This is a genomic window from Novosphingobium sp. (assembly GCF_027531025.1).
In the GTDB taxonomy this organism is placed as follows: Bacteria; Pseudomonadota; Alphaproteobacteria; order Sphingomonadales; family Sphingomonadaceae; genus Novosphingobium.
This window is the reverse complement of record NZ_JAPZQX010000002.1, coordinates 199026-224470: the sequence shown is the minus strand read 5'-3', so window position 1 is coordinate 224470 and position 25445 is coordinate 199026. Positions and strand designations below refer to the sequence as shown.

26 protein-coding genes are annotated in these 25445 nt (G+C 64.7%); 16 read left to right on the top strand and 10 right to left on the bottom strand.

Translation table 11 applies throughout. From position 1 onward, the window contains the following. Nucleotides 1–49: 49 nt before the first annotated feature. Entirely contained in the window at nt 50–733 is a 684-nt protein-coding gene (locus O9281_RS01590) for a hypothetical protein (protein WP_298182060.1), read from the bottom strand. 163 nt (nt 734–896) lie between these two features. Here O9281_RS01590 and O9281_RS01585 point away from each other — a divergent pair, with 163 nt between their 5' ends. The 8 genes from O9281_RS01585 to O9281_RS01550 are packed head-to-tail and all read left to right on the top strand — an operon-like array spanning nt 897 to nt 10674. After that, nucleotides 897–3371, top strand: coding sequence for a TonB-dependent receptor (locus tag O9281_RS01585; protein WP_298182059.1), 2475 nt, complete (start codon nt 897–899; stop codon nt 3369–3371). After that, the gene (locus tag O9281_RS01580; RefSeq protein WP_298182058.1) at nt 3371–4399 is read left to right on the top strand and encodes a VOC family protein; all 1029 of its coding nucleotides are present in this window, start codon (nt 3371–3373) and stop codon (nt 4397–4399) included. The genes O9281_RS01585 and O9281_RS01580 overlap by 1 nt, the downstream gene beginning before the upstream one ends. Beyond that, nucleotides 4389–5117: a hypothetical protein gene (locus O9281_RS01575; protein ID WP_298182057.1), complete on the top strand. Its 729-nt coding sequence runs from the start codon at nt 4389–4391 to the stop codon at nt 5115–5117. The genes O9281_RS01580 and O9281_RS01575 overlap by 11 nt, the downstream gene beginning before the upstream one ends. Further along, entirely contained in the window at nt 5114–6349 is a 1236-nt protein-coding gene (locus O9281_RS01570; RefSeq protein WP_298182056.1) for an MFS transporter, read from the top strand. The genes O9281_RS01575 and O9281_RS01570 overlap by 4 nt, the downstream gene beginning before the upstream one ends. Then, nucleotides 6346–7896, top strand: a complete 1551-nt coding sequence (locus O9281_RS01565) for an FAD-binding oxidoreductase (RefSeq protein WP_298182055.1) — start codon at nt 6346–6348, stop codon at nt 7894–7896. Before O9281_RS01570 ends, O9281_RS01565 begins: the two co-directional genes overlap by 4 nt. Further along, nucleotides 7893–8951: a nitrilase-related carbon-nitrogen hydrolase gene (locus O9281_RS01560; RefSeq protein WP_298182054.1), complete on the top strand. Its 1059-nt coding sequence runs from the start codon at nt 7893–7895 to the stop codon at nt 8949–8951. Before O9281_RS01565 ends, O9281_RS01560 begins: the two co-directional genes overlap by 4 nt. Next, entirely contained in the window at nt 8951–9676 is a 726-nt protein-coding gene (locus O9281_RS01555) for a hypothetical protein (protein WP_298182053.1), read from the top strand. The genes O9281_RS01560 and O9281_RS01555 overlap by 1 nt, the downstream gene beginning before the upstream one ends. Next, on the top strand, nt 9676–10674 hold the full coding sequence (locus O9281_RS01550) for a zinc-binding dehydrogenase (RefSeq protein WP_298182052.1): 999 nt from the start codon (nt 9676–9678) through the stop codon (nt 10672–10674). The genes O9281_RS01555 and O9281_RS01550 overlap by 1 nt, the downstream gene beginning before the upstream one ends. Here O9281_RS01550 and O9281_RS01545 read toward each other — a convergent pair. Next, complete coding sequence (locus O9281_RS01545) at nt 10671–11669, bottom strand: aldo/keto reductase (protein ID WP_298182051.1); 999 nt, start codon at nt 11667–11669, stop codon at nt 10671–10673. The two genes, O9281_RS01550 and O9281_RS01545, sit on opposite strands and share 4 nt — an antisense overlap. 15 nt (nt 11670–11684) lie before the next feature. After that, nucleotides 11685–12704 (bottom strand): NAD(P)-dependent alcohol dehydrogenase, encoded by a 1020-nt coding sequence (locus tag O9281_RS01540; protein ID WP_298182050.1) that lies wholly within the window; start codon nt 12702–12704, stop codon nt 11685–11687. Between the two features lie 105 nt (nt 12705–12809). Between O9281_RS01540 and O9281_RS01535 the strand changes: the two genes are divergently transcribed. Next, entirely contained in the window at nt 12810–13976 is a 1167-nt protein-coding gene (locus O9281_RS01535; RefSeq protein WP_298182048.1) for an FAD-dependent monooxygenase, read from the top strand. Here the strand turns inward: O9281_RS01535 and O9281_RS01530 are convergent. From O9281_RS01530 to O9281_RS01500, 7 genes are read right to left on the bottom strand one after another with little or no spacing between them, the layout of a single operon-like run. Then, the gene (locus O9281_RS01530) at nt 13973–14221 is read right to left on the bottom strand and encodes a hypothetical protein (protein WP_298182047.1); all 249 of its coding nucleotides are present in this window, start codon (nt 14219–14221) and stop codon (nt 13973–13975) included. The genes O9281_RS01535 and O9281_RS01530 overlap by 4 nt on opposite strands. Beyond that, nucleotides 14218–15405, bottom strand: coding sequence for a class I SAM-dependent methyltransferase (locus tag O9281_RS01525; protein WP_298182046.1), 1188 nt, complete (start codon nt 15403–15405; stop codon nt 14218–14220). Before O9281_RS01525 ends, O9281_RS01530 begins: the two co-directional genes overlap by 4 nt. Next, nucleotides 15402–15911 (bottom strand): DUF1330 domain-containing protein, encoded by a 510-nt coding sequence (locus tag O9281_RS01520; RefSeq protein WP_298182045.1) that lies wholly within the window; start codon nt 15909–15911, stop codon nt 15402–15404. Before O9281_RS01520 ends, O9281_RS01525 begins: the two co-directional genes overlap by 4 nt. Then, nucleotides 15908–16363, bottom strand: coding sequence for a hypothetical protein (locus O9281_RS01515; RefSeq protein WP_298182043.1), 456 nt, complete (start codon nt 16361–16363; stop codon nt 15908–15910). The genes O9281_RS01520 and O9281_RS01515 overlap by 4 nt, the downstream gene beginning before the upstream one ends. Beyond that, nucleotides 16360–17271 carry a polysaccharide deacetylase family protein gene (locus O9281_RS01510; RefSeq protein ID WP_298182041.1) on the bottom strand — a complete coding sequence of 304 codons (912 nt, stop codon included), beginning with the start codon at nt 17269–17271 and terminating at the stop codon, nt 16360–16362. Before O9281_RS01510 ends, O9281_RS01515 begins: the two co-directional genes overlap by 4 nt. Beyond that, complete coding sequence (locus O9281_RS01505; RefSeq protein WP_298182039.1) at nt 17268–18146, bottom strand: polysaccharide deacetylase family protein; 879 nt, start codon at nt 18144–18146, stop codon at nt 17268–17270. The genes O9281_RS01510 and O9281_RS01505 overlap by 4 nt, the downstream gene beginning before the upstream one ends. Then, nucleotides 18146–18826 (bottom strand): isochorismatase family protein, encoded by a 681-nt coding sequence (locus O9281_RS01500; protein ID WP_298182037.1) that lies wholly within the window; start codon nt 18824–18826, stop codon nt 18146–18148. Before O9281_RS01500 ends, O9281_RS01505 begins: the two co-directional genes overlap by 1 nt. A gap of 80 nt (nt 18827–18906) precedes the next feature. On the opposite strand from O9281_RS01500, the gene O9281_RS01495 reads away from it, so the two are divergent. Genes O9281_RS01495 through O9281_RS01465 form a run of 7 tightly spaced genes read left to right on the top strand, consistent with a single transcriptional unit; the run spans nt 18907 to nt 25422 of the window. Continuing rightward, complete coding sequence (locus O9281_RS01495) at nt 18907–20292, top strand: alpha/beta fold hydrolase (RefSeq protein WP_298182035.1); 1386 nt, start codon at nt 18907–18909, stop codon at nt 20290–20292. 10 nt (nt 20293–20302) lie between these two features. Further along, nucleotides 20303–20785, top strand: coding sequence for a DUF3598 domain-containing protein (locus O9281_RS01490; protein ID WP_298182033.1), 483 nt, complete (start codon nt 20303–20305; stop codon nt 20783–20785). Nucleotides 20786–20794: 9 nt separating this feature from the next. Beyond that, a complete protein-coding gene (locus O9281_RS01485; protein ID WP_298182031.1) occupies nt 20795–22162 on the top strand; it encodes a 3-isopropylmalate dehydratase large subunit in 1368 nt (455 codons plus the stop codon). After that, nucleotides 22159–22764, top strand: coding sequence for a 3-isopropylmalate dehydratase small subunit (leuD, locus tag O9281_RS01480; RefSeq protein ID WP_298182029.1), 606 nt, complete (start codon nt 22159–22161; stop codon nt 22762–22764). The genes O9281_RS01485 and leuD overlap by 4 nt, the downstream gene beginning before the upstream one ends. Further along, nucleotides 22761–23678, top strand: a complete 918-nt coding sequence (locus tag O9281_RS01475) for a hydroxymethylglutaryl-CoA lyase (protein WP_298182027.1) — start codon at nt 22761–22763, stop codon at nt 23676–23678. Before leuD ends, O9281_RS01475 begins: the two co-directional genes overlap by 4 nt. Then, on the top strand, nt 23675–24856 hold the full coding sequence (locus O9281_RS01470; RefSeq protein WP_298182026.1) for a CaiB/BaiF CoA-transferase family protein: 1182 nt from the start codon (nt 23675–23677) through the stop codon (nt 24854–24856). The genes O9281_RS01475 and O9281_RS01470 overlap by 4 nt, the downstream gene beginning before the upstream one ends. Further along, a complete protein-coding gene (locus O9281_RS01465) occupies nt 24856–25422 on the top strand; it encodes a VOC family protein (protein ID WP_298182024.1) in 567 nt (188 codons plus the stop codon). Before O9281_RS01470 ends, O9281_RS01465 begins: the two co-directional genes overlap by 1 nt. The last annotated feature ends 23 nt before the right edge of the window (nt 25423–25445 follow it).

The window sequence follows — 25445 nt, the reverse complement described above, 5'->3', positions numbered from 1 at the left end:
GTTGTCGAGACAACTGTGGCATGTCAGCAACTGCGGTTTGGACATAGGATCAGGGGGTTGGCTTGACCGCTCCTAGGTAGGAAGTGACCACCAGCAGCAGATAGGTTAGCCAGACCCACCAGCGGGTCTTGTCCATCGTCCGCCGCAAAGGCACTTCGGTTTCATCGCTTGATCCTTCGGCCAGCAGCCGGCCGAGCTGGGCACCGACCGGCTTGAATGAGACGTCGATCATGATTGCAGCGGCAAAGATCGCCCCGAACAGCAGCGCCTTCCAGGCCAGCCAGGTTGGCGCAATCGGGTGGCCGGTCAGCACCGATTCCAGCCCCAGCCAGAGATACCCGGCGCAGAGCAGGTAGCGGATCCAGCCTTCGATCCGCCGGTTTCGCGCTGCCCGCGGGGTCATGTCATGGGCGTGGGCATCGAACACCAGCCACAGCCAGATCGACGCAATGATCCAGCCGAACCAGACAATCGCGACCGGCAGGTTCCACCAGTTGCCCACGTAGGACAAGGTCAGCGACAAGGGCACCATCAGCGCCCAGGCCGCGCGCGGGGTCAGGTCAACGATCACCAGCAGCTTCAGCAGCGCGATCCGCTGGTCAAGCGAGTAAAGCTCGCGCTTGCGGAAGTGTTGCCCCAGCAGGAATACGCCGACATCCGCCCCCAGCCACATCACGAACAGCAGCAGGTGGACATAGACCAGGGTCGGATAGGCAAGATCGGCAAGGCTCATGGCTCGGTTCCCCCGTAATGTTGTCCGGACATCACCACATTTCGCGGCTTGACAAAAGCACAAATGTCCGGACAACTTTGGACCTGCGGGATAAACACCCCTCTGATGCGACCCGGTAAGGATAATCGGGCGCTGGGATCGAGCTAACAGGGAAGGACCGACGATGACCCGTACCGCACTGCTGAGCGCCGTTTCGCTTGCCGCCATGCTGGCCTCGCCGGCATATGCCCAGAATACCCCCACCGATGACCAGGGGCTTGAGGACATCGTGGTCACCGCCCAGCGCCGTGCCGAAAGCGTCCAGGACGTGCCGATCGCGATTACCGCTTTCAACGCCGAAACGCTCGAAACGCGCGGCATCAACACCGCCCTGGATGTGACCCAGTTCGTCCCGAATCTGGTGGGCCTCAACAACACCGGCCTCGGAACGGCGAATTCCTATTACCTCCGCGGCGTCGGCAACACCGAATCGATCGCAACTTTCGATCCGCCGATCGGCACCTATATCAATGACGTCTACATCAGCCGCCAGAATGCCAACAATTTCAGCTTCTTCGATGTCGAGCGCGTCGAAGTGCTGCGTGGCCCCCAGGGCACGCTGTTCGGTCGCAACACCACGGGCGGCGCAATCGCCGTGGTGATGAAGGACCCGGGCGATGAGATCGGCGGCTATATCGAGGCTGGCTATGGCTCCTACCAGCGCAAGCTGGCGCGCGGCTCGATCGACCTCCCGGTTTCGCCGCAGTTTGCGATCAAGCTGTCAGGATACTGGCAGAACGACAACGGTTACGCCAAGAACACCACGACTGGCGAACGCACTAACGAGAATGACGGCTGGGGCCTGCGTCTGGGCGTGAAAGGTGAGCTCTCCGACAGCATCACCTGGCGTGCCAGCTACATGCACACCTATGCCGACGCCTCGAACGTCGCCAACTTCGATTGCGACCCGGCCAACCCGACCAATTGCGATGGCCGCTTCGTCACGACCGGCCTGAGGAAGGTCAACGACTTCGGGGGACGCTTCACCGGGCGCAAGGACGATTTCGGTCTGGGCAACCAGGCTGAAATGGACATGATCACCTCGAACCTCGAGTTTGGCCTCGGCGGGGATACCAAGCTCAACCTGATCACCGGCTATCTCGACATGCGACAGACCTTCGCGCTGGACTTTGCCGATGGTCGTGCGCTGCCAAGCCTGGCCGTGCCCAGCCCGGCGGTGCGCGGTTACACGCTGGGCGGCTTCGTGATCGCCAACGATGGCAAGCACAAGCAGTTCACCCAGGAAGTGAAGCTGTCCGGCTCGCTGGGCGACGGGCTGGTCGATTACGTCACGGGCGTCTTCTACATCAACGAAAAGAACGACACGGACTTTGCCGACCTGTTCAACCTTGGCCTTGCCCCGCCGCCGGCCGGATTTCCGTTCCTGCTGGCTGACCGCCGCCTGAAGAACAACACCAAAGCCTGGGCCGGCTATGCCCAGGCCGACATCAACGTGAGTGATGCGCTGACGCTGACCGCCGGCATCCGCTACACCGACGAGGAAAAGACCTTCGACATCAGCGACAACCGTGCCAGCTGCAACGATGGTACGGTTGAGGCGACCTGCTTGGTCAACGCCAACCTGCGGGCAACAAACGGCGTGGCGATCCCGACCGTGATCAGGACCAAGGTCTGGACCCCACGCTTTGCGCTGAACTACAAGATGAACGACGATGTCCTGATGTTCCTCAGCGCAACCAAGGGCTTCAAGTCGGGCGGCTGGAACGCCCGCGCGACTGCCCCGTCCGAAGCCCTGCCGTTCGGTCCGGAAACCGCCTGGTCATATGAAGCAGGCGTCAAGGCGGACCTATTGGACAACCGTCTGCGGGTCAACCTGACGGGCTTCCTGCTGGATATCGAAGGACTGCAGACCCCTTCGGCCTTTACCCGCGCTAACGGTTCGATCGCCTTCATTACCCGCAACTTTGCGAACTATCGCAACAAGGGCGTGGAACTGGAAGTGACCGCGCGCCCGGCTGACGGTTTCACCGTCTTCGGCTCGATCGGCTACATGGACGACGAGTACCGGCTTGATCCGAACGCCCCGGCGTTTGACCTCTACGGGGTGCAGGCTGTTGCTGGTCAGCTCGCGGCATGCGCCACACAGCTGGCGGCTGGCCGGACCCCGGTGGGCAGCGGGGCTGACAATGCCACGGCTTGCGGCGTCGGCATCGTTGCACCCGATGGCTCCCTTGCCGAACCGGTGAGGAGCCCGGCCTGGACCATGGCCTTCGGTGCCAGCTACGAAGCCCAGCTGGGCGGCGGCATGACGCTGACCCCGGCGGTCAATGCCAGCTGGCGGGCCGACAGCGAAACCGGCACCAGCGGGGTCAGCTTCTACAGCCAACCCTACACCAGCCCCGGCGGCACTGCCTATGGCGGCAACCTGCGGGGCCTTGGCAACTTTGTCACCGGTTCGTTCAGCGAATCGCGCTGGATCGCCAATGCCTCGCTCACGCTGAAGTCCGAATCCGGCTGGTCCCTGGTGGCAGAATGCAAGAACTGCTTCGATCAGGAAGCAGTCGAAAGCACCCTGGCCAACGTCCTCTACCTGAACCCGCCCCGCACCTGGACCCTGCGGGCCAAGTTCGACTTCTGATGAAACGCCGGGCCGCGGCGGCGGCGATCCTGCTTGCCGCTGCGGTCCATTCCCCGGTCTCGGCCGGGGTCGCCGCCGATCACGGCGTCGCTCCCTGGAGCGAGGCAGTGGTCGGCGTCGCCGCATTCAGGCCCTTTACCGACCTGCTTGAAGGACAAGGCGGATGGACCCGTACCGCCGCCGGCAAGGTTCAGCGCGCCGAGCTGGCGACGTGGAACGTGCCGGCCAAGGCCAGCGCCAGCTTCGAGCGCTGGTGCGCCCCGCAGGCCAGCAGTGGCTGCATCCGCTTCGTGCGCTTTACAGGCGTGCCCCAGCGTCCGGTGCGGCTGGCCGCACGGGCCTGGGATCCGGGCGGAATCTATTCTCTGATGGTCCGCTCCGACGATGTCCCGGCGCTGTTCGATGCGGCAATCAAGGCCGGCTGGTGGGCGGAAAGCGAGCCGGTGCGCTTCACCTTCGGCGCCTCGGACCTGCGCAACGTGGTGCTGACTGGCCCGCACGGGATCAACATCGCGGTCTACCAGCGCGTCAGCCCGCCCTTCACCGCCTTTCCGGTCGGGCGGATCAGCCACGCCTTCAACTCGATGCGGATGGTCAAGAACAAGGCCCGCGCCCGCGATTTCTACCTGAACAACCTGGGCTTCGAGCTGGTGTTCGACAGCGACCGCGAGCCACCCGAGCCGGCGCGATCGAACTTCGGCATACCGCTCAATCATACCCCCCGGATCCCTCGTGCAGCTGCCGCACTCCAGCCGGTGCCAGGTGAAACCGGCCGGGTCGAAGTGATGGAGATGCAGGGCTTCACCGGCACCGACCAGTCGGCCCATGCCAGCCCACCCAACCTGGGCTTGCTGCTGTTGCGCTTCCCGGTGCGCGATCTCGCCGCCTATCGCCGCTCGGTCGAGGCAAAGGGGACGACGATAGCCTACGCCGCGCAAGGGGTTAGGATCGCCAATCTTGGCACAGTCGATCTCTTTGCGGTTCGCGATCCCGATGGGAACCTGACCGAATTCTACCATGCGCACTGAGCTCGTTCCCCTCCCCCGCCGCCGCGGCCGCATCTCGTACCGCCACCGTAGCGACGAAGCCGAATGGGGCTTTGAGGAGTTTACGCTGACCCGCGATGCGAGCGGCGGCCGCTGCCTGTCGGTCCATTGCGAGATGGCTTTCGACGCCGAGCAGGTGGTCCGCAAAACCGTGCTGAACGTCGACGCCGCGTTCCAGCCGCTCGACGCCTATGTCCGCATTCTCAACCACGGCGTGCCGACCGGCTCCGGGTGGTTCCGCTTTGGCGATGATGAGGCCGAAGGTGAAAGCTTCACCCGCGACCAGGGCCGAATCAGCCAGCGCCTGCCGATCGAGAGACCGATGCGTGGCTTCGGGGTTCATGCGCTGATGGGCGATGGCTGGCTCGCCGCCAGCTTCCCCTTCGAATGCGGCGCCGGGCACACGCATTTCCTTGGTGGACGCAACCTGCTGCACAGCCTGCATCACTTTGGCGCCACCGGTCCACGGCTCGAAGTATCCGCCAGTGGACTAACCTGCATTGGCCGCGAGACAATCACCGTGCCTGCTGGCAGCTTCGATTGCCATCGCCTGGCCTTCACCGGCATGACCAATGCTCACCCGCCCTACCACATGTGGATCAGCGCGGATGGGGATTTCCTCTACGTGCAAGGGGTGGTCGAAGGGTACATGGATGCGCTGTTCGTGCTCGAACAGCTTGAGGGAGAACCATTGGGATGAGCGAGCAGAAGTCCGAATTCGCGATGGGCTGGAAGGTCCTGCTGGCTGGCCTGGTCGGCGTCGCCTGCGGTGCCTCGCCGCTTCCGTTCAACACCATCGGCTTCGTCCTTGCTCCGCTGAAGGAGGAATACGGCTGGTCCTATGCCCAGACCTCGCTGTCGATGACGGTTTACGGGCTCACGGCAGCCCTGCTTGCCCCGTACTTCGGCTCGCTCGCGGACCGCCACGGGGTGCGCAAGGTGGCGCTGCTTTCCACCCTCGCCTTCGGGCTGATCTTTGCGGCGCTGGGGGCCACCCCCGCCTCGATCTTCGCCTTCTATCTGCTGTGGTTCCTGATCGGCCTGGTCGGGATCGGTTCAACCCCCGTCACCTTCAGCCGCGCGATCAACATGTGGTTCTTCAAGAACCGCGGGCTGGCGCTGGGTATCCTGCTACTCGGCACCTCGTTCGCCGCACTGATCGTGCCCAAGGTTGCGGTCTGGGCGATCGGCCAGTGGGGCTGGCGCGGGATGTATCCGGCGGTCGCCCTGTTCCCGCTGCTGCTGTCGCTGCCGGTAATCTACTTCCTGTTCCGCGAGCCCACCCGCGAGGAAATGCCTGCAGGCATCGCCGTAGGTGGCAGCCTGACCGGAGTAACCTTGTCCGAGGCCATGCGTGACCGCCGGTTCTGGACGATCTGGCTATCGATCGCCCTGGTTGCCCTGGCCTATGGCGGTGCGCATATCCACATGCCCGAGATCATCAAGCAACACGGCATGGGTGCGGCCGAAGGGGCCAGCATCATGGGGATGATCGGTCTGGCGCTGATGGCCGGGCGAATCGTGACCGGCTGGCTGCTCGACCGAATCTGGGCACCGATCGTCTGCGTGCCGATCCTGCTGATCCCGGCACTCGCTTGCTGGTGGCTGATGGGCACCAGCACCGATGTGCAGACGATCTATATCGCTGCCTTCATGCTAGGGTTTGCCGCGGGCGCGGAAAGCGACCTGATCGCCTATCTGGCCAGCCGCTATTTCGGCATGGCCAGCTACGGCAAGATCTATGGCATGCTTTACATGCCTTTCGGGATCGCCTCAGCCATTTCCCCGGTGCTTTACGGCCGTGTGCGCGATGTCACAGGCAGCTATGATCAGATGCTTTACGCGGCGATGTTCCTGTTTGCTGCCGGGGCCGCTCTGCTGATCACCCTGGGTCGCTACCCCACTTTCGGTTCGAAGGAACAAGCCGCATGAACGCCATTGTCGCCAACCCGCTCGCCGCGCTGGAGGGCAAGGTTGCCTCCGCCTCGCTGCTGACCGACGAGGCAACGCGCGAGCTCTTCCGTCATGACGTCTATTCGGCCGGACCCGCTCCCCTCGCGGTGTTTCGCCCCGGCTCGGTCGAAGAACTGGCGGCCGGGATCGGTGCAGCCACTGCTGTCGGCATCGCCATCGTTCCGCGCGGCGGGGGCATGAGCTACACCGGCGGCTACCTCTCGCCCACGGCGAACTTCATCCTGATCGATACCGCCAGCCTCAACCGCGTGATCGAGGTCAACGAGACCGACATGACCGCGACGGTTGAATGCGGCATCACCTGGGAAGAGCTGCGCCGCGCGCTGCAGCCGCGCGGGCTGCGCACCAAGACCTGGGGCACGCTTTCGGGCATCAATGCCACGGTTGGCGGGGGGATGAGCCAGAACGGCGTATTCTGGGGTGCGGGCGGCGGCACGGTGGTCGATTCCGCGCTTAGCTTTGACGTGGTCCTGGCCGATGGTTCGGTCGTCTCCACTGGCTCCAGCTTCTTCCGCCCCTATGGCCCGGACCTGACCGGCCTGTTCGCCGCCGATTGCGGCGCCTTCGGGGTCAAAGCCCGCGCCACGCTGCGGCTGGTGCGCGAAGGCGCGGCCTTTGCCTATGGCAGCTTCTCTTTCGACACCTCGGACCAGCTCTTCGCCGGGATGAGCGCCGTCGCGCGCGAAGGCCTTGCCAGCGAAAGCTTCGGCTTCGATCCGTTCCTCCAGGCCCAGCGGATGAAGCGAGATAGCCTGGCGAGCGACGCCAAGAGCCTGGTCAACATGATGAAGGCGCAAGGCTCGCTGCTGAAGGGGCTCAAGGAGGGCGCGAAGGTTGCGCTCGCCGGGCGCAGCTTCCTCGATGACGTGCCGTTCAGCCTGCACTGCATCAGCGAGCGCCGCCGCCAGAATGAGGCCGATGCCGACATGGCCGAGATCACCCGGCTGATCGAGCAGGCGGGCGGCAAGGCGATCGAGAACACGATCCCAAAGATCCTGCGCGCCACCCCCTTTCCGCCGGTCAATTCGATGGTCGGACCGGAAGGCGAGCGCTGGGTCCCGGTGCACGGCTTCCTGCCGCATTCGAAGCTGGCGGAAGGCTGGAACGCAGTCCAGGTCCTGTTCGCTGCGCGCGCTGACGAAATGGCGGCGCTGGGCGTCAATGCCGGGGCGATGCTGGCTGCGGTCAGTCCGCAGGTCTGCCTGATCGAGCCGGTGTTCTTCTGGCCGGAGGAACTGAACCCGCTGCACCGCCATGCGGTCGAACCGGGCCATCTCGCCAAGCTCAAGGGCTTTCCGGCCAATGCGGCCAGTACGGCGCTGGTGACCGAATTGCGCGCCGGTGTCATCGCCGAGTTCCAGAAGCTGGGTGCCGTCCACCTGCAGATTGCGCGCACCTATCCGCTCAGCAACAGCCATTCACCCACCACCTGGGGCCTGCTCAGGGAGCTCAAGGCCAAGGTCGACCCGAAGGGCCTGATGAACCCCGGGAGCCTCGGGCTGTGACCGCACCCGCGCCCTACGCCGCCGTGGCAATGCAGTTGATGGCCAGGTCCGTCGAACGCTGTGCCGATGCGGCGGCGGCGCGGGCGCAGATTCTCGCTCATATTGGGGAGATCGAGGGCCAAATTCGCGGCGCGAAGATCTTCATCGAACAGTTCCAGGGCCGCCCGGTGAAGCTCGCGGTGCTGCCGGAGTACCTGTTCACCTCTTACCCTGGCCGGATCTCGATTCCGGACTTCGCCGGGCGGGCCGCATTTGCCGCCGATGGCCCGGAATATGCCGCGCTCGGTGCGATGGCCCAGCGGCTGGGATTGTTCGTGGCTGGCAATGCCTACGAAAGTGACCCGCACTTTCCCGGCTTCTACTTCCAGACCAGCTTCGTGATCGACCCGGCGGGCAGCGTGGTGCTGCGCTATCGCCGGCTACTGTCGATGTTCGCGCCCAGCCCGCATGACGTGTGGGACCGCTATCTCGATCACTATGGGCTGGATGGCGTCTTCCCGGTCGCCGATACCGAGATCGGGCGACTGGCCGCGATCGCCTCGGAAGAGATCCTCTATCCCGAGATTGCCCGCGCCCTGGCCTTCCGCGGGGCCGAGGTTTTCGTGCACTCCTCGAGCGAGATCGGCTCGCCGCTCGGCACGGCGAAGGACGTGGCCAAGCGCGCCCGCGCCTGGGAGAACATGGCCTATGTCGTCTCGGCCAACACGGCGGGAATTGCTGACTGCTCGCTGCCGCTGGCCAGCGCCGACGGCAACAGCCAGGTGGTCGGCCCCAACGGCAAGATTCTGGCCCAGTCGATGAGCGGCGAAACCTTCACCGCCTTTGCCGAGATCGACATTGCCCTCTTGCGTCAAACCCGCCGCGTGCCGGCCATGACCAACAGCCTCGCGCGCCAGCGCCCCGCGCTGTTCGCTGCGGCCTATGGCGCTGCAGCCGGCCAGGATGGGAACGCGATGCTGGATGCCGCTGGCGCGCCGCAGGTGCCGGAGCGCGAGCATTTCCTGCGCGCCCAGGCCGACGTAATCGAGAAATTGTCAAAAGCCGGAGTGATCTGATGAAGCACCGCACCGTATCGGGGAAAATCCGTTACACCTCTGTCAAGCCCGGCATGGAAGGACAGGAGCGCGGACGGGAGTGGTTCACCTTCACCCACCACACCGACGGCAGCACGATCCTGCGTGCCCAGTGCGAGATCGAGGAACCCGATCCGACCGTGCTGCGCGACATCACCTATCACCTCGCCCCCGGCATGGTGCCACAGAACCTTCACGTTCACCTGACCGTTGGCGATGCTTTCATGGGTTCGGGCTGGATGCACCATGATGCAGAGACCGGCACGGTCACCTGCGAAAGCTTCGGCCCCTCGATCGGACGGCTGTCGCAAGAGATGAAGGTCGGCGCCTTCGATGCCTTTGGCACCCACCCTGTCGTGGCCGATGCCTACCTCGGCCGCAAGATGGACGTCAGCAAGGGGCCGCACCGCCGCAACATGCGTTGCTTCCTGCCCTCGCCCGATCATCGCGGCGCCACCCCGCCGATGATTGCCGAGGTCAACATCGCGCTCGAATATGTCGGTGACGAGGAAAAAACCGTAGCCGCCGGCACCTTTGCCTGCCGTCATTTCCGCTTCGTTGACGAGAGCGAGCACGGCATGGGCGGCGTTCAGCACCCGGCCTATGACATCTGGGCGATGGCCGACGATGACTGCATCCTCGTCTATGCATCGATCGATGGCTACATGATGAACCGGTACGAGCTGGTCGAATTCCATCGTAACTGATGGGCTACCGCGCGATCGAGCAGTACCGCTTTGCGGACAGCTTCCGCGCGGCGACCCGGATCATCGACTTGCCGCCGACCCAGCCGGGTCCGGGTGAAGTGCTGGTGCGCAACAAGTGGTGCGGGATCAACGGCATTTTCGACACGCAACTGGCCCGCAATGCCGTCGGGACCATCCGGATGGAGCCGCCGTTCCTGACCGGCGTGGAGGCGGTCGGCACCGTTACGGCTGTCGGATCGGGCGTGACCGATCTCGCGGTCGGTGATGCGGTTGCTGCAACCCGCTTTCGCGGTGGCTATCGTGAAGCCAATTCCGCCCCGGCGAGCGATTTTGTCCGCCTGCCCGAAGCCAGCGCCGAGGCCCTTGCCCTTGCTTCGAGCGGGGTCGCAGCCTGGCTCGCCCTGACCCTGACCGGGCAGATGCAACGCGGCGAAACCGTGGTGATCAGCGCGGCGGCAGGCGGCCTTGGCCACCTCGCCGTGCAGATTGCCAAGCTGCACGATTGCCATGTGGTGGCCATCTGCGGGGGCGGCTCCAAGGCTGCATTCGCAAGATCGCTCGGCGCGGATCGGGTAATCGACCACCACAGCGAGAATGTCGGCGAAGTGCTGGCGAGCGACTATGCCGACCGGATCGACCTGGCGCTTGATACGGTCGGCGGCAAACTCTTCGATGCCATGATCGACAACCTTGCCAATCACGGCCGCCTGGTCATCAGCGGCTGGGCCAGCGACATGGTCAACGATCGGCCAAGCCCGGTCACCGCGCCACGGATCGGCCACAAGCTCTATTACAAGGGCGCCTCGGTGCGGGCCTTCATGAACGCGCTGCACACCGCGCACTGGCCAGCGGCGCGAGCCCAACTGTTCGAGCTTTTTGCCAAGGGTTCGCTCCGTCCCTACGCCGCAGTGCTGGGCCAGGGCCTTGAGACTGTCCCCGATGCGGTCGAGGCTCTGCTGTCCGGCCAGACGATGGGCAAGGCTGTAGTCCAGCTCTAGAGCCGGACCGTTGCCATCCCCGCCGGACGGTAGCGGGGCCCGCTGGTGCCGCCGACAGGAGCGACGACCGAAATCTCACCCACCTCCTCAGCCGTCAGTTCAAGGTCGGCAGCGGCCATGGAATCTTCCAGCGTGACGCGCCGCTTGGCTCCGGGGATCGGCACTACGTCCGGCCCCTGCGCCAGCAGCCAGGCCAGCGCAACTTGCGCAGGCGAAACACCGCGCCGCTCCGCCACGGCCTTCACCGTTTCGACGATGCGCATGTTCGCGTCGTAATTGTCCTGCTGATAGCGCGGATCGTTACGGCGATAGTCACCTTCAGGCAGCTCTTCTGCACGAGTCACCGTGCCGGTGAGGAATCCCCGGCCAAGGGGCGAATAGGGCACCAGCCCAATGCCGAACTCACGGCAGGTCGGCAGGATCTCGCCCTCGATCTCGCGCTCCCAGATCGAATACTCGCTCTGCAGGGCCGCAATCGGCGCGATGGCAGCGGCCCGACGGACCGTGGCTGCGGCTGCTTCGGACAGGCCGATATGCTTGATCTTGCCCTGAGCCTGAAGGTCGGCCAGCACGCCGACCACGTCCTCGATCGGCACCTGCGGATCGACGCGATGCTGGTAATAGAGGTCGATGCAGTCGATCCCCAGTCGCTGGAGCGAACCTTCAACCGCGCGACGGATGTTCGCCTCGCTGCTGTCGATCCCGGCGATCTGCCCTGCCTCGTTATAGCGGAAGCCGAACTTGGTGGCGATCACGAGCCCGTCGCGCTTGCCCTTGATCGCCTTGCCCAGCAGCTCTTCATTGGCGCGCGGACCATAAATCTCGGCCGTGTCGAAGAAGGTAACGCCCAGGTCGATCGCGCGGTGGATCGTGCGCACCGCCTCGTCGAGATCGGCATCGCCGCCATAGCTGAAGTTACCACCCTTCAGCATGCCCATGCAGCCCAGGCCAATCGCGGAAACGGTCAGGCCTTGGCCCAGTTGGCGATACTTCATCGACAAATCCTCTCGTCAGAGCGTGATCGCAATCTTGCCCAGATGCGCGCCTGCGGCAAGATGACGATAGGCCTCCCGAGCATCGGCAAAGTCAAAGCTGGCATCGACCACCGGCTCGACCCCGACCTTGCCAATCACTTCAAGCGCCGCAGCCAGCATGGCGCGGCTGCCCGAGGCTATTCCCTTGATCGCGATATTGCGGGCTATCAGCATGCCCTGGCTAACCCCCGCATGGGCTTGCGGTGTTCCCGACAAGGCACCGACCGTACCGATCCGCGCGCTGACGGCGCAGGCCGCGACCGTCTCACCCAGCTCGTCGAAGCCCAGCGTATCGACCACCACATCGGCGCCGCGCCCGCCGGTCTGCTCAAGGAGAGCGGCGGCCCAGTCAGGGCGTTCGCGATAGTTGACGGTGAAATCGGCGCCCAGCTCGCGGCAACGGGCAAGCTTTTCATCACTCGAAGAGGTAATCGCCACCTGTGCGCCCAATGCCTTGGCGAGCTGCAGGGCAAACACCGATACGCCGCCCGTCCCCTGAGCCAATACCAACTCTCCCGGCTGGACCTGCCCGAAGGTGACCATCGCATGCCACACCGTTGCAGCGACCACGGACACTGTGGCTGCGCCAAGATCGCTCATGGCATCCGGCGCGCGGACCAAGGCATTGGCGGGCAGCACGATCTGTTCGGCCAGCCAGCCATCAGCGCTCGAACCCAGGTCCTTTGCAAAGACGGCGAGTGAATAGGGCCCATCGATCCAGGTCGCGAAATGCGGGGCGATCACCCGCTCGCCGACCGACCAGCCGGTCACGCCCTCGCCCAGGGCGGCAATCCGGCCAACCCCGTCGGCCAGCGGAATTCGCTCGGGCGGCTTGGGCGCGCCATAGCGACCTTCCAGCACCATCAGGTCGCGGAAATTGAGGCCAGCCGCGATCACGTCGACCAGCACTTCGCCCGGCCCTGGCACCAGGTTTGCCCGCTCCGCCAACCGCATCCCGTCGATCCCGGTAATCGTCCCGATTTCCCACGCCTTCATGCCAAGCACGTCCTTTCCAGATACTGCGCGAGGCTAGCAGGGTTGTCCGGACATTTCCAAGTGGGAATCCTTGTCGCGGTCGCGGATTTGCGCCAGCTTCCCGCCATGCGAACAAATGATCCGGTGCTGGTGATCGGGGCGGGCCTGGGCGGGCTGACAGCAGCCATTGCCCTTGCCCGCGCCGGCATTGCGGTAGAGGTCCATGAAGCCGCCAGCGAACTGCGAGAGACCGGGGCGGGCCTGACCTTGGGGCGCGGTGCGCAACACGTGTTCCGTGACCTGGGTATCCAGCGCGAAGTGGCGGCGATAGCCTGCCCGGCTGGAAGCCTGCCGTTCCTGCACTATCGGAACGCGCGCCTGCTGATGGGCGCAGCGGACCTTGGCGACGGACTGGCCGATGATGGCGCAAGCGATATCGTCCGCCATTGCTACCGAGCTGATTTGCAGAGCGTGTTGATCACCGCAGCGGAGCGCCTGGGCGTGCTGATCCACACCGGTCGCCGCCTGATCGGGCTGGAACAGGAGCCGAACCAGGTGACCGCGCGCTTTGCCGATGGTTCCAGCACGGCCGGATCGGTCCTCGTTGGCGCCGATGGCGTCCGCTCGGCCGCGCGCGCGCTTCTCTTCCCTGGCGATGTGCCACGCTACACCAGCCATCTCGCCTATCGCTTCCTGGTTCCCGCTCAGCAGGCGGGGCCGTTCATGGGCCTTGGCCGCAGCGCAATCTTCATCGGGCCGCGCCGGACGTTCAACCGCTACACCATGGCCGGCGGCGAGGTGATCAACTGCGCCGGACTGGTCGAGACTGACGAGGTGGTCGGTGAAGGCTGGTCAATCGGTGCCAGCCGCGATGAAGTGGCGCGGGCCTTCGCTGGATGGCATCCGGACGTGCTCGGCCTGATCGAGCAAGCCGGCCCGATCATAAAATGGGGGCTCTACGACCGCGCGCCGCTTCCGCGCTGGTCCGTGGGCCGGGTAACCCTGCTGGGCGATGCGGCCCATGCCATGCTGCCCTTCCTGGGTGCCGGCGCGGCCATGGCGATCGAAGATGGCTGGGCACTGGCCCGGGCGCTGCAGCTTGAGCCCGAGATAGCGACTGCCCTTGCCCGCTACGAAGCCGCCCGCCGCCCGCGCACGGAACTGCTCCATGCCATGTCCAAGCGACAGGGCGAAGTGACGCAGGCAATCGATCCCGATACCTTCGTCCCGTCGACCGCGCCGCTCTCGAACGAAGCGGTGATGGGTTTCAACCCGGTTGACGCGGGCGTCTAGGCCCCGCGCACTGGCTCGAACACACGGTCGATAAAGGCCTTAAGCTTGGCCTCGCGGTCCGCCGGGGCGGCGCCCTTGTCCTCTTCCAACGCCAGCAGCCGCTCTTCCTGGACCCAGACTTCCTGGGCCAGGTTCATGACCACTGCGACGAACCGGTCCATCCCAGGATCGGCAAAGAACCGCGCGCGGCCCAGCGCGTCATAGATTTCGGTCGGGGCGTCTTCGGGGCGCAGGTCGTCCTTCACTGCTTCCACGCTCCATAGCCGAACCACATCACCCCTTCGGCCAGCCGCCCGGTGGTGGCCTGGCCCACTGCCTCGGCCTGGTCACTGTCAACCATGTCGGCAATCGCCTGTTCGCCGTAGATGCCGACCGAAGGCACCACGAACTGGAAGTAGTTTTGCTTGGCGAACCCGGCACGGGCGCAGAGCTCGGGCGGGCTTTCGTCGCGGTAGCCTTTGTAGAAGGGCTCCTCGTTGTAGTAGCTGTCCCAATCGAGGTAGAACCCGTCAAAGGCGCTCATCTCGCCATTGGGCGGCAGTTCCATATGCAGCATCAGCCCGCCGGGCTTGAGCACGCGGAACGCCTCGGCAAAGGCGGCGGCGCGGGTCTTCTTTGACAACTCGTGCAGGAACATCGAGCTCCACACCATGTCGAAGCTGGCATCCGGGAAATCGAGACTGTCAGCGCACATCTGCTGGAAGTGGACTTCCAGGCCCTGCATCTTGGCGCGGGCCGAGCCATAGACCAGCCCGCCCGGCGCGGCGTCGATCGCGATGACTTCGGCCTCCGGATAAGTCTGCTTCCATGGCAGGGTGTTGTGACCGATGGTGCAGCCGGTATCGAGGATCCGCTGCGGCTGGAAATCGGGGTAGCGCAGCGCTATGTACTTCGCCATCGACAGGCCGATATCATCCAGGTTCGCGCCCATCAGCCCCATCGAAAAGACGGCCAGCCCGCGGTCATAGATCGCGCCGGCCTCTAGGCTGTCATCCCCGCGGGTATAGCTGCCGGGCATCAGGTGGACATCGATCGCCGAGACATTGCGCGGCACCTCAAGGTTCGGATTGAGCGTGACGGAGCCCGGCTGGTTCGAAACCTTCGCCGCTTCGGCGGCCAGCTTGTCGCTTTCACGGGCGACGCTATCGCCCACGCTTGCCCACACCATCTTCTGCGCCTGGACCCGCATTGCGGAATAGATGTTGAAGGCCGGATCGCCGCGCAGCGCCATGTGGGCATCGCGGCTCGAGACCGGCTCGCGCCCCTCACGCTTCCTGAAGGCCGGGGCAGCGCGCTTGTCGTATGCCGTCTTGAGATCGCCCGCGAGGTCATTGAGGATCAGGCTGCGGATGCCCGACACGAACCGGCCACGGGCCAGTTCCTCGGGCGTCTTGTCCGGGTTCATCGGGTGGTTGAGCGCAAGCGTCATTGTCCGGTTCCTTTCACCTGGGGCACTGCGGCAGCATCGAATTCGGCGCGATAGCCATTGTCGCCCACCTTGCCGACCAGATCATCGCGCAATGGGGCTTCGGGGTAAACTGTCACAAAATAGTCCCCTGCCGAAGGGTTTTGTCGAAGCGGCAGGATCTGCTGCTGGTACGCCTCGCTGTTCCAGAAAGCGCGGGCGTTCTCCAGGCACGGAAACCGCACCATCAGCGTGGTATAGCCGGCGGGCGGGCTGCCCTCGAAACTGGCCAGGGCCTGTGGGGCGTTGAGGTAGTAACCGCCAAGCTGCTGGTAGAGTCGGCTTTCGGCGATCGCCTTGCCATAGGCCTGCATCCGCGCCCGATCACGAGTCGGTCCGGCCACGACCATTATCACCGGCTGGTCGCAGGTGCTGGATGATGGAGCCGCAGCGCGGGGCGCTTCCAGCGGCCTTTCCTTGGTTACCGCCGGATCGACCGCCTGAGCGAGGAACAGCAGCGCCGATATCACCCGGTCTTCTCCTCGTTGCACAGCGTCCATTTCCATGGGCGACCTTGATGGAACCACTCCCAGGTGCGCGAGCGGGTCTGCCCGTCCTCGGCAATGGCAATCATTTCGATGTAATAGGCATCGGGCACATCCTGCCGCTCCAGCCGCAGCATCAGCACGTCCTCGTGTGTTTGCCAGCCGTAGCCGCTGAAGCGATCGGTTTGCCAGACCAGCCGGTCACCCTCCAGTCGCCCCCCGAATTCGTAAGTGGCCTTGCGGCCGTCTTCCCACTCCAGCCAGTTGTGCTGGATGTAGTGCCATTCACCGGCGTCGGGAAACTCGCACCAGGTTTTCACCCTGTGCGAGTCGATCATCTTCCCCTCGCCGTCGAAGTGGCGATACCAGCCATTCCACCAGCCTTCGTGACGCAGCATGGCGGGCATCGCCCGGGCAAGCTCGGCGCGATTGCTCATTGCTGGGCCTCCCAACTCGATACGATCTCGTCACCGCGCGCGAACCAGCATTCGCTGCGCTGGCCTAGCCGCTGCAGCAGGCGCTCGAATGCGGCGATGCGATAAGGCAGGCCCATAATGTAGGGCGTGACATGGATCGGCAGCATCCGCCCGCTACCTGTGGTGGCTGCCTCAGCCGTCAGCCAGTCGAAGGCGTCCTCGAGGCTCTGGGCCCAGCTATCCGCCGACTGTTGCTGGACGGCGATGATCGTCCTGTCTGACAGCTCATGGTTCAGTGGCAGGTCGACCAGCCCATTGCCGAAGCGATAGGGCAACTCATCATTAACCCAGTCACAGCAATAGGTTAGGCCAGCTTCTTTCAGCAGCTCCAAGGTGTTGAAACTCTGCGAGCGGGCAATCGAAAGCCATCCCTTGGGCCGCACCCCGCTGGCCACCTCGATGCGGTGCATCGCCTCGCTGATCAGGTCTCGCTCGGCACTCGCCGCCAACGAGGAATCGATCGTGCCGTTCATGTCGGTCGAATGGGCGATCAGCTCGTGCCCGCCATCCAGCACGGCGCGGACCAGTTCCGGATAGCGTTCAGCCACGGCGGCATTGGTTGCGAAACTGGCCCTGGCGCCGACCTTGGCCAGGGCATCTAGGAAGCGCCAGGCCCCCACCCGGTTGCCATAGTCTCGCGCCGTATAGTGGCGGTAATCGGGATAGGCCGTCTGCATATGCCCCGGCGCGGCAAAGGCTCCGCCGGGAATGATCGGGAACCATTCCAGGCTGACGCAAATCCACACCGCGACCGAACCCTGCGGCCATTGGACCGGGGCACGCTGGTGAAGCGCCGACCACGAATAGAGATCGTGGTCATAGCCATGGCGGCGCCTGGGATACTCCAGATAGACGGGGTCCAGAGTCATTGCTGAGCCCTCCAGGCATCGACAATCTCTCCCGCCCGCGCGATCCAGGCGCGGCCATCGGCGGCAATGTGCCGCAGCGCCTCCTCGAACGGGCCGATCCGGTGCGGCTGCCCGATCAGGTAGGCATGCAAGGGGATGCACATGACTGTGCCGGACTCTTCACCCTCGACCGCCAGGCGCTCGAACTGGCGGATCAGGGTTTCGGCATATTCACGGCCGGACATGTTATAGACGAAGAAACCATAGTGATCGTTGACCTCCAGGCTGTAGGGGATCGAGGCAAGCCGTCCGGAGCGAACCTTGACCTCCTGAACCTGGTCATCGTGGTAGAGATCGCAGGTGTAATCGAGCCCCATCTCGGCAATCAGGTCGAGCGTGCGCGGCGTATGCGTCAGCGCCGGTGCGAGCCAGCCACGGATCGTCTGTCCGGTTGCCTCGCGCACAGTGTGGATCGAATCCGCGATGATCGCTCGCTCCTGATCTTCTGACATTTCATAGGTGTAACGGGTATTATAGATGCCGTGACTGAAGAATTCCCAACCCCGCGCCGCGCCATCGGCGACCACTTCCGGATGATGCTGGGACAACGCGACCGAGAGGCTGACCGAACCGGGAAAGCCATGCTTGCTCATCACCTCGGCCATGCGCCAATGGCTGACGCGGTTTGAATGATCACGGTGGGAATAGCCCACCACGTCGGGATGCGGCCGCGCCCAGGCCTTGCGCTTGGGATGCGCCGGCGGGTCGATTTCGTAATACTCGAGGTTCGGCGCGACCCAGACCGCGACTGTCTTCCCCCCCGGCCAGATCACCTTCTGCCGCCCGCGATAAGGCGCGTAATCGTAAAGCTGCGGGTCGCCAGCGCCCTCCTTCATCAGCGCGCCTCCAGCCAGTCGATCACCGTCTGGACGGGTTCGACATCGGCGTACTTGAGTTGCAAGTCGGTGAGGTTGGCGAAGTGATAGGACTCGTGCTTGTCGGCGCAGGTCTCGATCGGCACGATCGTGCGATAGCCGTGGCTGAGCGCATCAACCGCTGTGGCGCGGACACAGCCAGAGGTCGATCCGCCGGTCACCACCACCGTATCGACCTTGTGCCACACCAGATAGCTGGCCAGCGGGGTTTCGAAAAAGGCGCTGGGCATCCGCTTGGTATACTGCAGGTCATCCGGCCCGATCTCGACCCGCGGATCGTACTGGTGCCGTTCGCTGTCATACTTGATGTTCTGGAGCGAATCCGGCGTGTCGGTGCGCGTACCCCAGACCCCGGCATCGCCGGCATCGGCCTTGTAGGCAACGCGGGTCCAGATCACTGGCATCCCCCTGGCACGGGCCAGGTGGCTGATCGTGTTGGCATATTCGATCTGGCGCGGATCGGTTTCATAGGCGGTCGCGAACTTGTCGATCGCGGTGTAGGCCTGCTGAAAATCGACATTGACGATCGCCAGCTTGCTGCCGAACCCGAATTTCTTGCGCGCCGGGTTGGCCATCACCTCTCCGAAGATCTGGCGGGCGGTCTTGCCGTCGCTCACCATCCGCGTACCGATCAGACTCATTAATCGCGTCTCCTTCGCTTGCGCTGACTTTGCCGCCGCACTATGGCATTGTCGAGCACAATTTGTCCGGACAACTTGCCATGGCTGCAGCGATCACCCGCCACTACCTGACCCTGGGCAGCGGAGCGAACAAGCGCCGTGTGCATTACCGCAGGGCGGGCACTGGTCCGGCGCTCCTGCTGGTCCATCAGAGCCCCCGTTCAGGCGGCGAATATGAGGAGCTGATGCAGCGCTGGGGTGCGCACTTCACCTGCATCGCCCCGGATACTCCCGGCTTTGGCCAGTCGGAACCACTCGCCAAGGCCGCCCCCGACATCAACGATTATGCCGATGCCATTGTCGAGTTCATCGCCGCCTTGGGACTGGAGCGGGTCCCGGCCTATGGCTTCCACTCGGGTGCGATCATCCTGATCACCGCGCTGAAGCGCAACCCGGACCGGTTCAGCGGGATCGCCGCCGGGGGCTATGGTGTCTGGACCGAAGCGGAAAAGGCCGCCTTTGGTGCCAATTACACTCCGCCCTTCCTGCCACTGCCCTATGGCGAGCACCTGGTATGGGCCTGGAACCGGATCCTGGAGCAGGCCTGGTTCTTCCCCTGGTACGATGCCCGCAACGAGACCCGGATGCGCAACGCGCACGACGATCCGGCGCGGGTCCATGACATCATCATGGAGATCCTCGACGCCGGGGACAGCTTCCGCCACGGCTACGCCGCCGTTCTTGCCGCCCCGCGCGACATTCCCGCGCCCGACAGCACGACGGCCCCTGTCCTGATCACCGCCTATGATGGTGATCCAATGCAGGCCCATATCGACCGGCTGGGCGCAATGCCGGCGAGCTGGTCGGCCCGCAAGGTCCGCACGCCCAATGACCAGGCCGCTGCCAGCCTCGAATTCCTCCAGACCCTGCCGACCGGCCCCCGCTTCGAACTGAAGGCGGATGATCACCAGGGCTTCATCACCGTCAGTACACCCGCCTTCAATGGCCAAATCCACTGGCGCCGCGCCCAGAGCGACGCGCGGGACGTGCTGCAGGTCCACGGTCCCGGTGAAGCGCTGGACTGCCTGACGATAAGCGGCACGGCGATTGATCTTCCCGGCCACGGCCTGTCCAGCCCGTGGCCGGCTGCGCCCCCGACCGACTGGGCGCCATGGGGCGAGGTGATCGAGGCGGCGCGGCAGGCGCTCGGCATCGGCACCGTTGCCTTGCCGCCCATGCCGGTGGGCGACCCAGCGCGACTGTTCCCCGATTTCACACCCGACCGCTTTGGCGCTTACCTGACCCGCGCCTGGGCGATCGCCCGCGCCCGACACTTCTTCACGCCCTGGTACGAAGGCAATGCCGCCCACGCTGTGCCTTTCGCGCTCGAGGACATCGCGCTGGAACGCCTCGCCGTTGAATGCCGCGAGCTGGTCCGCGCCAGTGCCGCCCGCCAACTGGCCATTGCCCTCCAGAACAAAGGATAAGTCCCTCCCCATGACCAGTATCCGTGAAGCCATGCCGCTCCTCGCCCGCCACGAAGGTGTCTGGGAAGGTACCTACTCGTACTTCAACGCCGCCAATGAAAAGATCGACGAGCACGCCAGTCGGCTGCTCTGCCGCTTTCCGGACGACGGCCCCTACCCCTACCACCAGACCAACCACTACACCTGGGCCGACGGCCGCACCGAAGTGCGCGAGTTTCCGGCCGAGTACCGCGATGGCCGGGTCTGGTGGGACAACGAACTGATCAAGGGTTGGGCCGCGGAGGTGCCGCTCGACGAATACAATCGCACCGTGATGCTCTACTGGCAGCGCCAGGGCGATCCCTCGCTTTACCTCTATGAGATGATTCAGCTCTCCGACGATGGACAGAACCGCTGTCGCACCTGGCACTGGATCAGGAATGGCCTGCTCGAAACGCGCACCGCGATCCAGGAAAAGCTGGTAACGCGGGACTGGCGGAGCTTTGAGGGCTAGGACAGGGCAATGGGCCGGACACTGTTCGACAAGATCTGGGACACGCACCGGGTAGCGGAGGCCACTGCCGGAGTGGCGCTGATCGCAATCGATCGGATCTTCCTGCACGAACGAACCGGCGCCGCCGCGCTCAAATCGATGGCCGCTGCCGGTCGACCGGTCCACGATCCGGCGCGAGTCTTCGCGGTGATGGACCACATTGTCGATACCCGGATCGGCCGCGACGACCAAACGCTGATGCCCGGTGGACAGGCCTTCATCACCGAGACCCGCGAAGCGGCGCTGGCGGCAGGGATCACCCTGTTCGACGTGACCGACCGTGACCAGGGCATAGTTCACGTGATCAGCCCGGAGCAGGGCATTGTCCTGCCCGGCGTCACGCTGGTTGCGCCCGACAGCCATACCTGCACGCAAGGGGCCTTTGGCGCGCTCGCCTGGGGGATTGGCTCAAGCGAGGCGGAACATGCCATGGCAACCGGCGTGCTGCGGCTGGTCCGCCCCGGCACCATGCGAGTGACCTTTACCGGCGCGACGCAACAGGGTGTGACCGCCAAGGACATGGCACTCGCGCTGATCTCTCGCCACGGCGCGGGCGGCGGCGCCGGTCATGTCGTCGAATTCGCCGGCGAGGCCGTGCGCGGCCTTGACATGGAAGGGCGCATGACCCTGTGCAACATGGCAACCGAGTTTTCGGCCATGACCGGGATCATCGCGCCCGACGCCGCAACCTATGCCTACCTTGCCGGGCGGCCCTATGCGCCGGCCAGCTTCGATGCACCCCACTGGTCAGGCCTGGCAAGCGATCCTGGCGCCCGCTTCGACCGAGAAATCGAGATTGAAGGTTCGACCCTCGCGCCGATGATTTCCTGGGGCACCAGCCCGGAGCAGGCCATCCCCGTCGATGCCCGCATTCCGCAGGGACCGCCGCGGGTGCATGAATACATCGGGCTCGAAGCCGGACAGTTCATTGCTGGAACCCCGATCGACGCAGCGTTCATCGGCTCGTGCACAAACAGCCGCCTATCCGATCTGCGCCGTGCCGCCGCCCTGCTCAAGGGCAAGCGGATCGCCCCCTCGATCAGGAAGGCGCTGGTCGTGCCCGGATCGATGGCGGTCAAGCGTGCTGCCGAGGCCGAAGGGCTGGACCAGACCTTTATCGCCGCCGGATTCGAGTGGCGCAATTCGGGCTGCTCGCTATGTTTCTACGCCGGCGGCGAAGGATTTGAACCCGGCAGCCGCACGATCAGCAGCACCAACCGCAATTTTGAAGGCCGCCAGGGCCCGGGCATCCGCACCCATATCGCGAGCCCGGAAGTGGTCGCCGCCTCGGCGCTGGCCGGGGCGATTGCGGATCCACGCAAGGTGATTGCGGCATGAAGCCTGTTTCCACCATTACGAGCCCGGGCGTGCCACTGCTGATCGACAATATCGATACCGATACGATCATCCCCAGCCGCGAAATGCGCAGCACCGGGCGCACGGGCCTGGCCGACGGGCTGTTCGCGCCCTGGCGTTACACAGATGCCGACAAGCGGATCAACGATCCGTCGTTCGTGCTCAACCAGCGCGATGCGATCGGCACCCGGTTGCTGCTGGGCGGCGCCAATTTCGGCTGCGGATCAAGCCGCGAGCACGCCGTCTGGGCGCTGGCCGAATTCGGGATCGAGGCGATCATCGCGCCCAGCTTTGCCCCGATCTTCAAGAGCAACTGCCTGCGCAACGGCCTGCTGCCGGTCGAACTGCCCGAAGAGGTGGTGCGCGAACTGCAGTGGGCGATGGTAACTATCGACCTGCCAACGCAAACCGTCTCGGCCAGCGGCAAGACCTGGCATTTCGCGCTGGACGCGGAGGCCAAGGCCATGCTGCTCGAAGGGCTGGATGCCATCGACCTGACGCTAAAGCACCGCGAAGCCATCGCCGCCTGGACCGAGGCGGATCGCGCGGCGCGGCCGTGGGTCTATTTGGAGAAGCGTGCATGACCGAAATCCTCGTCTCCGAAGTCGGCCCGCGCGATGGGCTCCAGTCGATTGACCGGGTCATGCCACTCGAGGCCAAGAAGGCCTGGATCGCTGCCGAGGCGGCAGCCGGGGTAAAGGAGATCGAGGTCGGCTCATTCGTCCCGCCCAGCCTGCTGCCGCAGATGGCCGATACGGCAGAACTGGTGGCTTTCGCCCGGACCTTTCCGGGGCTGAACGTCGTCGCGCTGGTCCCAAATGCCAAGGGGGCGGCGCGCGCGGTGGAAGCCGGGGTCCACGCCATGTCGATCCCCTTCTCGATGAGCGAGACCCATTCACTGCGCAATGTCCGCAAGGACCATCCGGCGATGCTGGCGGAGATCGCCGAAGTGGCCCAGATCGCCAAGACAGGCGGCGTCCATTTCGCCGTGGGCCTTTCCACCGCCTTTGGCTGCACGATCGAAGGCGCGGTCAGCGAGGAGCAGGTTGTCCGCCTGGCCGCCGCCGCCGCCGAGGCCGGGGCACAGGAATTCAGCCTGTCCGACACGACGGGCTATGCCGATCCGGCCCAGGTCAAACGCCTGATCCGGAAGGTGCGCGGCGCAGTGGGGGACAAGCTCACCACGCTCCACCTCCACAACACCCGCGGCCTTGGTCTCGCCAATGCACTGGCGGGGCTGGAGGAAGGGATCACCACGCTCGATGCCTCGCTCGGCGGTCTGGGCGGGTGCCCCTATGCGCCCGGCGCTTCGGGCAACCTGGTGACCGAGGATCTGGTGCTGATGCTCAATTCGATGGGCCTCAAGACCGGGATCGACCTCGCCAAGCTGCTGGAAGTCCGCCAGATCCTCACCGAAGCACTCCCCGGTGAGCCGCTCTATGGTTTCACGCCTGATGCCGGACCGATGCTCGATTACAACGAAAGGCTCGCCCGATGAGCGCACCCACCCCTCTCGCCGGGATCAAGGTGGTCGAGTTTACCCACATGGTGATGGGGCCGACGGTCGGTCATATTCTGGCCGGACTTGGCGCCGAAGTGGTACGGGTCGAGCCAATCGGTGGCGACCAGACCCGGCGGCTGCTCGGCTCGGGGGCGGGCTATTTCCCGATGTACAACCGCGGCAAGCAGTCGATCTGCCTCGACCTCAAGTCAACCGATGGTCTTGCCGTTGCCAAGGACCTCTGCGCCCAGGCCGACGTGCTGGTCGAAAACTTCCGTCCCGGCGCGCTTGACCGGCTGGGGCTGGATTACAGCAGCCTTGCCAAGAGCAACCCCCGGCTGATCTACTGCTCCGAAAAGGGCTTCCTCCCCGGCCCCTATGAACAGCGGACCGCGCTGGACGAGGTCGCGCAGATGATGGGCGGGCTTGCATACATGACCGGGCCACCGGGTCGCCCCCTGCGCGCCGGGGCCAGCGTGATCGACGTGACCGGCGGGATGTTTGGCGTGATCGGGATTCTCGCCGCGCTGGAGGAACGCCACCGCACCGGACGCGGGCAGAAGGTGGTTGCCAGCCTGTTCGAGACCACCGCCTATCTTGTTGGCCAGCACATGGCGCAGTTCGCGGTAACCGGCAAACCGGCAGCGCCGATGCCGGCACGGGTCTCGGCCTGGGCGATCTATGACGTGTTCGAGACGAAGGACGATCCGGTCTTCATTGGCGTCGTCACCGATGCCCTGTGGCAGAAGTTCTGCGCGCTGTTCGGGCTCGACGACCTCTGGGCCGACGAGAGTATCCGCGCCAACAACCAGCGTGTCCTTGCCCGTGAGCGGATCCTGCCACGCATCCGCGATCTGGTCGGCCAGATGACCCGCGCAGAAGTCATTGCGAAGCTTGACGGAACCGGCATGCCCTTTGCCCCGATCGGCAAGCCGGAAGAGCTGTTCGACGATCCCCACCTCAACGCCGGGGGGATGGAGCCGGTCAGGCTCGACACGGGCGCGGAGACCAAATTGCCGACAATCCCGCTGGAAATGGACGGCAAGCGTCCGGGCGCTCCAAGTGCCTTGCCGAAGCCAGGTGCCGATGCCCGCGCCGTGCTGGAAAGCCTCGGCTATCCAGCCGAACGGATCGCGACATTGATCGAAACCGGTGCGGTCGAGGAAAGCCAGTGATGCGCATAGCCCTGCCCCTGCTGGCACTCGTTGCCGCCGCTTGTGTTCAGGCCCAGGACAAGCCGACCGCGCCGGGAGTGACAGCCCCGGCAGAGCGGGTGCCAACCGATGTCCGGCGAACCACGCTGATCGTCCGCGACATGGAAGCCAGCCTCAAGCTTTACCGCGATGTCGTGGGGATGAAGGTCAACTATGATACCGTGGTTGAAACCAGCGGCGTTGCCCTGCCCGCTGGCCCGCCCGGCGCCAGCGCGCGGCTAGTGCTGCTCAATGCCAACGATGGCTGGGTCGGCTGGATCGGACTGATGCAATGGATCGAGCCAAAGTTGCCGGCCGCGCCCTATCCCACCCGGATGGGCCCGGGCGGCGTGGTGATCGTAATGAACACTGATGATGTCGAAGGCCGCTGCAAGGCGGCCAAGGCAGTGCCGGGGGTAACCTTCACCGCCGAACCGCGCCTGCAGATCTATCCGGGGCGCAATGGCGGACCGGATATCCGGGTGATGGGCTGCAATTTCTTCGATCCCGACGGCATCCTGATCGAGATGAACCAGATCCTGAAATGAAAAGGGCTCCCCGACCGGGGAGC

What these genes read in the sequence shown, in the direction of transcription:
- O9281_RS01470 (WP_298182026.1), top strand. Translation starts at nt 23,675, where the DNA reads ATGAGCGCACCCACCCCTCTCGCCGGGATCAAGGTGGTCGAGTTTACC.
- O9281_RS01465 (WP_298182024.1), top strand. Translation starts at nt 24,856, where the DNA reads ATGCGCATAGCCCTGCCCCTGCTGGCACTCGTTGCCGCCGCTTGTGTT.
- O9281_RS01565 (WP_298182055.1), top strand. Translation starts at nt 6,346, where the DNA reads ATGAACGCCATTGTCGCCAACCCGCTCGCCGCGCTGGAGGGCAAGGTT.
- O9281_RS01535 (WP_298182048.1), top strand. Translation starts at nt 12,810, where the DNA reads ATGCGAACAAATGATCCGGTGCTGGTGATCGGGGCGGGCCTGGGCGGG.
- leuD (WP_298182029.1), top strand. Translation starts at nt 22,159, where the DNA reads ATGAAGCCTGTTTCCACCATTACGAGCCCGGGCGTGCCACTGCTGATC.
- O9281_RS01500 (WP_298182037.1), bottom strand. Translation starts at nt 18,826, where the DNA reads ATGAGTCTGATCGGTACGCGGATGGTGAGCGACGGCAAGACCGCCCGC.
- O9281_RS01540 (WP_298182050.1), bottom strand. Translation starts at nt 12,704, where the DNA reads ATGAAGGCGTGGGAAATCGGGACGATTACCGGGATCGACGGGATGCGG.
- O9281_RS01580 (WP_298182058.1), top strand. Translation starts at nt 3,371, where the DNA reads ATGAAACGCCGGGCCGCGGCGGCGGCGATCCTGCTTGCCGCTGCGGTC.
- O9281_RS01575 (WP_298182057.1), top strand. Translation starts at nt 4,389, where the DNA reads ATGCGCACTGAGCTCGTTCCCCTCCCCCGCCGCCGCGGCCGCATCTCG.
- O9281_RS01510 (WP_298182041.1), bottom strand. Translation starts at nt 17,271, where the DNA reads ATGACTCTGGACCCCGTCTATCTGGAGTATCCCAGGCGCCGCCATGGC.
- O9281_RS01550 (WP_298182052.1), top strand. Translation starts at nt 9,676, where the DNA reads ATGGGCTACCGCGCGATCGAGCAGTACCGCTTTGCGGACAGCTTCCGC.
- O9281_RS01570 (WP_298182056.1), top strand. Translation starts at nt 5,114, where the DNA reads ATGAGCGAGCAGAAGTCCGAATTCGCGATGGGCTGGAAGGTCCTGCTG.
- O9281_RS01590 (WP_298182060.1), bottom strand. Translation starts at nt 733, where the DNA reads ATGAGCCTTGCCGATCTTGCCTATCCGACCCTGGTCTATGTCCACCTG.
- O9281_RS01485 (WP_298182031.1), top strand. Translation starts at nt 20,795, where the DNA reads ATGGGCCGGACACTGTTCGACAAGATCTGGGACACGCACCGGGTAGCG.
- O9281_RS01515 (WP_298182043.1), bottom strand. Translation starts at nt 16,363, where the DNA reads ATGAGCAATCGCGCCGAGCTTGCCCGGGCGATGCCCGCCATGCTGCGT.
- O9281_RS01545 (WP_298182051.1), bottom strand. Translation starts at nt 11,669, where the DNA reads ATGAAGTATCGCCAACTGGGCCAAGGCCTGACCGTTTCCGCGATTGGC.
- O9281_RS01475 (WP_298182027.1), top strand. Translation starts at nt 22,761, where the DNA reads ATGACCGAAATCCTCGTCTCCGAAGTCGGCCCGCGCGATGGGCTCCAG.
- O9281_RS01495 (WP_298182035.1), top strand. Translation starts at nt 18,907, where the DNA reads ATGGCTGCAGCGATCACCCGCCACTACCTGACCCTGGGCAGCGGAGCG.
- O9281_RS01490 (WP_298182033.1), top strand. Translation starts at nt 20,303, where the DNA reads ATGACCAGTATCCGTGAAGCCATGCCGCTCCTCGCCCGCCACGAAGGT.
- O9281_RS01585 (WP_298182059.1), top strand. Translation starts at nt 897, where the DNA reads ATGACCCGTACCGCACTGCTGAGCGCCGTTTCGCTTGCCGCCATGCTG.
- O9281_RS01505 (WP_298182039.1), bottom strand. Translation starts at nt 18,146, where the DNA reads ATGAAGGAGGGCGCTGGCGACCCGCAGCTTTACGATTACGCGCCTTAT.
- O9281_RS01555 (WP_298182053.1), top strand. Translation starts at nt 8,951, where the DNA reads ATGAAGCACCGCACCGTATCGGGGAAAATCCGTTACACCTCTGTCAAG.
- O9281_RS01525 (WP_298182046.1), bottom strand. Translation starts at nt 15,405, where the DNA reads ATGACGCTTGCGCTCAACCACCCGATGAACCCGGACAAGACGCCCGAG.